The following is a 7,528-nucleotide window of genomic DNA, read 5'->3' as shown; positions in this document are numbered from 1 at the left end:
GCGTCCGTTGCTGTGCCGGCTGACAAGCATCATGCCGTCGATTTTGGAGCGCAAGTTGTCGTTCGAGCGCATGGTCGAATTCAAGCTCAACCTGTTGGGGTTGCGCCAACAGGCTGCGCAGGCGTTTCACGCGCGCTTGCCAGAGATGTCGGTGGATGCATTCGAGCAGGTGATCAAATACGCGCTGCCGCTGATCATTGGGCTGTGGCCGCTCAGTAATCCGGTCGATGTCGCGGCACAGGTGATCGCGCTTCCGGAGCTGGAAAGGCTGCGCTACGACTTCCAGCATGACGTCGAGCGCGCCGTGCTGACCTTGATGCGTGGTGCCCGCTACTGAATGGCTTTTTTCAAAGACCAGCGATGGTTCCGCAGCGACGGATAGTTGCAGATGCAAGCCCGAAAGCTCGAGCGAGCCCGTGCGAAGATATGTCCAGTGTTGCTCGCTACTCCCAGCGGCTTGGGTATCAAACAAGTTAGCGGGTATAAGAGCGGGTATCAGTGAGTTCTTTCGGGCTTTGTCCCTTTTAAGATCAAATAGATAGGCCTGATATGTTGCTCATGCTCGATGATCTGGCCCGATTGAGTGATCTTGACTGTGATCGACAAGAGCCAACCCTCTCTCGCCAGACTTGGTTCTAAGGGATGGCAAGTTCGTTCATGACGATCTCTTTGCCCAACCCTCAGTGTCCTTTTTTTTGGTTCCACAAGAAGTGAGTCAAATTGCGAGTCAGATCAGTGTGATTTGTCTAAATAGACGATAAAATACAATGGTTTGCATATAAAGTTTGAATCCTGGTGGGCACCAATCAAGCTAGGCACTTGGACGCGCGCCCAAGTGCTTTTTTCTTGGCTTGGGAAAATTGTTGGGAAAAACCAGCGCTGTCATGGAAGCGTCACGACCGGCAATTCGTGGTCGTACTGATCGATCGTCGATGACGAGACTGACCCTGCTGCATCTTGCATATCGCCTCGATTGCCTGCGGGGTCGGCGATGCCTCGATGCTTCAAACCATGCAACGAGAAGTGCTCCTCAGACGCGATCACGACATCGCGCACTGCCGCATGGATGGACCGCTGCCATACGCTGTCGAGTGATGATTTGACCATCGGATTCCCAGTCCGCTCAGCGCGCAAAAATCACTCTTCCGGCGTCATGGGTATGGGGAAGCCGCGACGAGGCCTTTTGCAGATTCTTGATCTGCGAGCGCTGGGGCGAGATAGCGAGAAAAGCTTCCTTTGGTGTGCGGCGTTAGATTGCCACGCTGGTGCGCGAACTGTGGAACGGCCTGGAACGCGTCAGGCGCAGGCATCTTGAAAGCCTTCCTCTTTTGCCTGGCGTACACCAACTGCTGGATTCTCCCTGCAGTAGCAGTGACTTAACTCCTACGCGGGTGTTCGCCGTAAGTATCGAAATAGATGGTTGGCCTTGTCCGTGGGATGGAGCTATCGCCGGCTGCAGGCGAGTGGGTTTGCAACGGTCTCAAGCAGCTGTTGCATTACCGGTGTGGTGATGCGTGCTAGCTACACGCTATCGAGTTTGGAACCATCCTTGCGGACATAGTCGGCGAGCGGATCAGCATGGCGGTAATCCTCCTGCGTGTCCCGCTGCAGTTACTTGAATTCGCTCGATTCGTGAAAACGATCGAAGAGGGCTCGTCAGCCGGTAAGGGGGAGGCCGAGTTGGAACCGGAGCGCACTGAGCTGCCGTCCAAGCCGCGCCGAGGCAGGTAGACCCGCGCTGACCACGGTTGTGCAGCATTGAACGATCTATGGTGTTCGGCCCCTTGCCGAACTATGGTTCAAGCATGCTCACGGTGAAACAAGCAGCCGTCCTCACATGCGTGAGAATGGCTGAGACTAGCTGGATATCGATGACATTTCTTCATGCGCCGTAAGACCCACGAACTCGTTCCCGCACTCGGCGCGTTCATACGCCGTCGGGGAGCGAACAGCCGCAATCTTGCACAGGCGCTCCGCGCCGCTATCGCAGCAGGCGAGCTGAAGGCAGGCGACCGCTTGCCGTCGAGCCGAACCCTGGCGAATGCGCTTGGGTTTGCTCGGGGCACTGTGGTGGAAGCTTACGACCAGCTCAAGGCGGAAGGCTGGCTGGACGCGCGTACAGGTGCCGGCACGTGCGTCGGGGCAGGCTTGGATACACCGGCAGAGCCACGTCGATCGGGACAGCCTGTCGAGCCCAAGATGCTTGCTCCGGCCTTGTCGGTTCAAGCTGGTAAGTATGCAGCGGCTGCCGCAACCCTAGCCCCGCCACCGTCGGTGCCTTTCGCCATTTCCGTCCCCGAAGATGCGGTTGCGCCAGACATCCACTGGCGTCGCGTGGGCGCGCGCATCCGCAATACTAAGGCAGCACAACCCAGTGGGTATGGTGATCCGATGGGGGTACTGGAGCTTCGGCAAGCCATCGCAGAATATCTGCGGAGCTCGCGGGCTGTCTTCTGCACGGCCGCGCAGATTGTCATAACCGCCGGAACTCAGCAGGGCTTGTCTATGGCAAGCCGGATCCTGCTTGAACGGGGCGATACGGTGTGGGCTGAAGACCCGGGCTATCCGGGCATGATCGGCGTATTGGAGGAAGCGGGGGCCACGCTCTGCCGGGTACCTGTGGACCGGGAAGGCTTTGATTTGAACTGGGCGCTACGCGAGGCGCCAGATGCCCGAGCGGCGTTCCTGACACCATCTCACCAGTATCCGGTCGGCATGCTTCTGAGCATGGCCAGGCGCCAAGGCTTGGTGCGGTGGGCGCAAACCCATGGCCGTTGGATTGTAGAGGACGACTACGACAGCGAATTGCGATACGGCGGTCATCCGTTTCCGGCAATGCAGGGACTTGCGCCCCAACATACGGTCTATTTAGGGACCTTCAGCAAAGTACTGTTCCCGTCGCTGCGGCTTGGTTATGCGGTGGTCCCAGAGCCGCTTGTCGATGCGTTTGCGGGTGCTCGATTCTTGATGGATCGGCACTCCCCTATCGCCGAGCAACATGTCTTGGCCGCGTACATCCGAGAGGGCCATTTCCAGGCCCATCTTCGTCGCATTCGAATCGCATATGGAGAACGGCACTCTGCCCTGGTGGAAGCTTTACAACGCGAACTGCCGCCCTGGGCGACGCTGGAACCCAGCGACCAAGGCATGCACGTGGTTGTCTGGCTGCCACAAGAACTCAGCGACACGAAAGTGGCGGCCGTTGCAGCAGCGCAGGGCCTGGCCGTCCGGGCGATCTCGCCGATGTGTGCGCACGCGAAATGTAACGCAGTGATGCTGGGCTTTGGGGGTTTCAGCCCTGAGCAGCTGCAGCGAAGTGCCAGTTGTTTCGCCACGCTGCTAGAAAAGATGCCCACTGAATGTCCAGTGGGCACCTGACCTATGGCCTCGATGACCTGGCCTTTCACAATGCAGCTAGCGACGACTCCACTTCTGCAGTGACTTCAGACGATAGTGGTAGCAAAGGCAGTGGTGGCAAGGACGGCGCGATTCCGATCGGCAGCACGGTCAGCGCCGAGTACATCACCCGCACGCTGCCATGACGACGCATGAGCGCCCAAAGCGGCGATAGCCTCTCGTCAAGGCGCGCGACCTCCAATGCATCGCCCGCCTGAGCAGCTCGGGCCAGCGTCAACGCTACTGTGGGCAGCATCCCGGCCAGGACACTGAACCAGGTATCTCCCCCCTGCAGCAGTGCACGGCCACAGCCCCAATCGCCTGAATATCCAATTAGGAATTCGGACGGAAGTTGCGGGCGTAGTCGATCCAGTTCCCCTGCGACATCGGCATCGGCGGGGATGGGATTCTTGATGCCGACGATGCCGCTCACGTTGCTTAGACGTTCCACCAACCGGTCCGAGAACTGAAAGTTAGTCGTCCCCGGATTGTTGTAGATGATCAGCGGGCGGTCAGCGTGCCCAGCTACCGTCTTGTAGTGGTGATAGGCCTCATCCTCGGTTAGCGGTGTGTAGGAAACCGGCGCGAGGAGAAGCGCATCGGCGCCAACGCTTATGGCATCGAGGCTGCATCTGAGAGTCGTGTCGGTACGTAGCGCGCCCGTGCCTGCCAACACGGGAACACGTCCGCTCACCGCTTCCACCGCTGCTGAGACCGCCCGTTTGCGCTGAGCGGGGTCCAAGTATGGATAGGTTCCGGTGCTGCCAAGTACGCAAACCGAATCGACTCCGCCATTGACCGCACGGTCCACCAGTCGCGCAAGCCCTTCGGTATCGACACGACCATCAGCGTCAGCCGGAGTGAGGGGAAAGGCACACAGTCCGGTCATGGTCATGGGTGAACTCCAACGCACTAAATGGCCTGCCAGGCTAAGCGCTTAATGGACCTGTTGAAACGGCCATTTTGGTGAAACCCTAGTGGTCCACTTCAAACATCCCACTGCTGTGATCCTCTCTGACCAGTTACAGGCGCTTTTACCTGCCTACGTGGCATACGTTGTCACCATCGCCTCGCCAGGTCCCAGTAACATGGCCATTCTTGAGCTGGCATTGAGGCGTGGCCGAAACGCGGCACTCTCGTTGGCCGCCGGCGTGGTCACCGTCTCGTGGACCTGGGCCCTGCTGGCGGCGACAGGCCTTTCTGCTGTGCTTTTGCGCCATCCCGCAGTATTGGATAGCGTGAAGATCCTCGGCGGTATGTATCTAATGTGGCTCGGTTGGCGGGCAATTTCCGCAACGCGGCAAAGCGGAATTCATGAAGGATCCGAAGGTTCCCCGGAGACAAGCGGCCTGGCGTCGCTTTATGCTCGGGGCGTCCTGATGCATCTCGCCAATCCCAAGGCTGTCATTGGCTGGCTAGCGGTTCTTACGCTCGGCCTGGCACGCAGTTCCGTACCATCCACACTGTGGTTGATCGTTGCCGGCTGTGCAGTTATCTCTGTCATCGTGTTCGGCGGGTACGCAATAGCGTTCTCAATGCCTACACCCGCTCACATATATGTACGTGCTAGAAGGCCGATCCAAGCTGCTGTCGCCATCGTTTTTTTATTGACTGGCATGAGCCTGCTTGTCTCTGCGGGAAACCACTTCCACGTCTAGCTACCGCAACTAAAGAAATTGACGAGTAGCCAAACTCCTGTGATGGCGCAGATCGGATTCAAACCCTAAGCCGAGAAGCTGTTGGGTGGGCACATTCAGAGAGAAGGCGAGCGGGGCGAAGCTGCTCAATGAAGCAAGTCGAGCTGAGCGCATCGCGCTGCCAGGGTGCAAGCCTGCCGACGCGGGTCGTCTTAGCCTTGTCAGGGCATAGCGCAGCAGTGGGAAAATGGGGGGCGATAAGCCAAGTAGGCCAAGGCGGGCGCGGCAGTGCTTTGTACTTGCTCTGGCTCCTGGCGCGTGTCAACGGAAAAGCGCGTGCGTCTGCGTAAGGCATCCACGACGCACGACTTGGGCAGGATTGGTGGACGACGCGCCGCCGGCGATTACGCGTATCGCCAGCTCAAGGGGCGGAGCGTCACTCAAGTCCATCTCCACACGCGGTGCAGCCTGGCGCAAGATCACACCGATGCGCGCTGCGATATCCCACATAAGCCGAGATTCGCAGCGCGCAGCGCCAGCCGCCGACGGATGCATCGAAGAGGTGGATGCTTGTGCGTCAGGTTGCGACCGGATAGTCGGTGTAACCCTCTGCACCACCGCCGTAGTAAGTGTCGCGATCCGGAGACGCGAGCGAGGTCCCTGTCTGGAGGCGTGCGACGAGGTCCGGGTTTGCAATGAAAGGCTGGCCGAACGCGGCCAGGTCGATCACCGCCTGATCGATCAACCGAGCCGCGCGTTCCAGGTTCAATTTGCCCGCAAGGATCACGGTGCCGCCGTAGGTGCGCTTGAACGCTGCGACGAATGTTTCGCTCATGTCCGGCGAGCCGTTTGCGTGGTTGTCGTTTAGATGCACATACGCAAGCTCACGCTTGGCCAGTTCTTCGGCCAGGTAGAGGTAGCTGGCCTCGCTCTCGGCGTACGCAGGCATGTCGAATTGGCGATTGTTCGGTGCAAGGCGAATTCCCACCTTGCCTGGGCCGATGCGCGCGGCCACTGCATCCACAGTATCGAGAATGAGCCGCGCCCTGTTCTGCAGCGAACCACCGTAGGCGTCGACACGGTCGTTGGTGATCGGGTTGAGGAACTGCTCGAAGAGGTAGCCATTGGCCGCATGGATCTCGATGCCGTCGAAGCCTGCGTCGATCGCACGCTGGGCCGCCTGCTCGAAATCCCTGACGATGCCTGGCACTTCTTCGGTCTCGAGCGCACGCGCCGGGCTGGGCTCAGCCGTCCCGCGCGTTCCGTCTTCGCGGTAGATAAATGCATAGCTCTTGGAGCTGGATGCAACCGGGCGCGTGCTCGCGCTCACCGGATCGGCGCCATCGGGCTGCAGCGAGGTGTGGGACATGCGGCCCACATGCCACAGCTGGGCGAAGATCTTGCCCTGCCGGGCATGCACTGCATCGGTCACCACCTTCCAGCCGGCGACCTGCTCCTGCGACCAGATGCCGGGCACATCGATATAGCCCTGGCCTTGCTGCGAGACGGGAGTGCCCTCGCTGACAATCAGGCCTGCGCTCGCGCGTTGGGCGTAATAGGTTGCCGTCAATGCATTCGCCACGCATCCCGGATTGCGGGCGCGGGTCATCGGTGCCATGACGATGCGGTTGCTCAGCTGGGTGCCGCCGAGATCGAAAGGTTGGAAGATCTTTGATGTCATGGGGAAGGGCTATTTGGTGGGGACAGGCTAAAGAAGGTAAGGTTGACTTCGATGCACATAAAGGTGCTGAAAGTCCCAGCATTGGGGACATCAATTCCCCAAAGGATTTCCGATGCTCCCTGTCGAGACACTCAATGGGCTGGTCACTTTCGTCACCGCGGCACGTTCCAGGACGTTTACCGAGGCGGCCGAGTCGCTGGGGATCTCGCGCTCGGCGGTAGGCAAAGCGATCGCCCGCCTGGAGGCGCGGCTGCGCGTGCGTCTGTTCCACCGCACCACGCGCCGCATCGCGCTCACTGCAGATGGTGAATCGTATTTCGCGACATGCGCTGCTGCGTTGGAAGAGATCGCCAGCGCAGAAGCCAGCCTGGCCTCTCAGTCGTCACTGCCTGCCGGCCGGCTGCGTGTGGACATGCCGTCGTCTTTCGGCCGCCACGTCATGCTGCCGATCCTGCTTCGCATCGGCGCAGCGCATCCCGATCTCCATTACACGCTCTCTTTCAATGACCATCTGATCGACCCAGCCCAGGAAGGCATCGACCTGACGATTCGGTTTGGCGGATTGGAGAACTCCGGTGGCCTAGTTGCGCGCAAACTGGGACGCCAGCGGCTGGTGTTATGTGCATCACCCGCGTATCTCGCTGCACACGGGGCTCCTCGCACGATCAAGGAGCTGCAGGCGCATCGCAGCATCGTCGGCTTCCGCAATGGCCAGCCTGTTGGCTGGAGGTTTGGCGACAAGGTGACCGCCGGCGATTTTGTGCCGCAAGGAACGCACCAGTTGAATGACGGCGACGCTGTCATCGACGCTGCG

6 protein-coding genes are annotated in these 7,528 nt (G+C 59.7%); 4 read left to right on the top strand and 2 right to left on the bottom strand.

Annotation, left to right across the window (positions count from 1 at the left end; translation table 11 throughout):
* Together AC1KVG_RS21625 and pdxR are read left to right on the top strand one after the other, a co-directional pair.
* Positions 1-337: hypothetical protein (locus AC1KVG_RS21625; protein WP_481095785.1), on the top strand; the 337-nt coding region annotated here is incomplete at its 5' end.
* A 1,547-nt stretch (positions 338-1,884) separates the two neighbouring features.
* Entirely contained in the window at positions 1,885-3,378 is a 1,494-nt protein-coding gene (gene pdxR / locus AC1KVG_RS21620) for a MocR-like pyridoxine biosynthesis transcription factor PdxR (protein WP_481095784.1), read from the top strand.
* A 25-nt stretch (positions 3,379-3,403) separates the two neighbouring features.
* On the opposite strand, the gene AC1KVG_RS21615 is transcribed toward pdxR, so the two are convergent.
* Entirely contained in the window at positions 3,404-4,291 is an 888-nt protein-coding gene (locus AC1KVG_RS21615; RefSeq protein WP_481095783.1) for a dihydrodipicolinate synthase family protein, read from the bottom strand.
* 82 nt (positions 4,292-4,373) lie between these two features.
* Here AC1KVG_RS21615 and AC1KVG_RS21610 point away from each other — a divergent pair, with 82 nt between their 5' ends.
* Positions 4,374-5,054 carry a LysE family translocator gene (locus AC1KVG_RS21610; RefSeq protein ID WP_481095782.1) on the top strand — a complete coding sequence of 227 codons (681 nt, stop codon included), beginning with the start codon at positions 4,374-4,376 and terminating at the stop codon, positions 5,052-5,054.
* 556 nt (positions 5,055-5,610) lie between these two features.
* On the opposite strand, the gene AC1KVG_RS21605 is transcribed toward AC1KVG_RS21610, so the two are convergent.
* A complete protein-coding gene (locus AC1KVG_RS21605; RefSeq protein ID WP_481095781.1) occupies positions 5,611-6,714 on the bottom strand; it encodes an alkene reductase in 1,104 nt (367 codons plus the stop codon).
* A 112-nt stretch (positions 6,715-6,826) separates the two neighbouring features.
* On the opposite strand from AC1KVG_RS21605, the gene AC1KVG_RS21600 reads away from it, so the two are divergent.
* Positions 6,827-7,528, top strand: a 702-nt coding sequence (locus AC1KVG_RS21600) for a LysR substrate-binding domain-containing protein (protein ID WP_481095780.1), incomplete at its 3' end; no start/stop codon positions are given.

The sequence above is a fragment of the Xanthomonas sp. NCPPB 3959 genome (genome assembly GCF_056675575.1).
Note: the sequence above shows the minus strand (reverse complement) of the source record. Positions and strands in the feature narration are given on the sequence as shown.

What these genes read in the sequence shown, in the direction of transcription:
- pdxR (WP_481095784.1), top strand. Translation starts at nt 1,885, where the DNA reads ATGCGCCGTAAGACCCACGAACTCGTTCCCGCACTCGGCGCGTTCATA.
- AC1KVG_RS21615 (WP_481095783.1), bottom strand. Translation starts at nt 4,291, where the DNA reads ATGACCATGACCGGACTGTGTGCCTTTCCCCTCACTCCGGCTGACGCT.
- AC1KVG_RS21605 (WP_481095781.1), bottom strand. Translation starts at nt 6,714, where the DNA reads ATGACATCAAAGATCTTCCAACCTTTCGATCTCGGCGGCACCCAGCTG.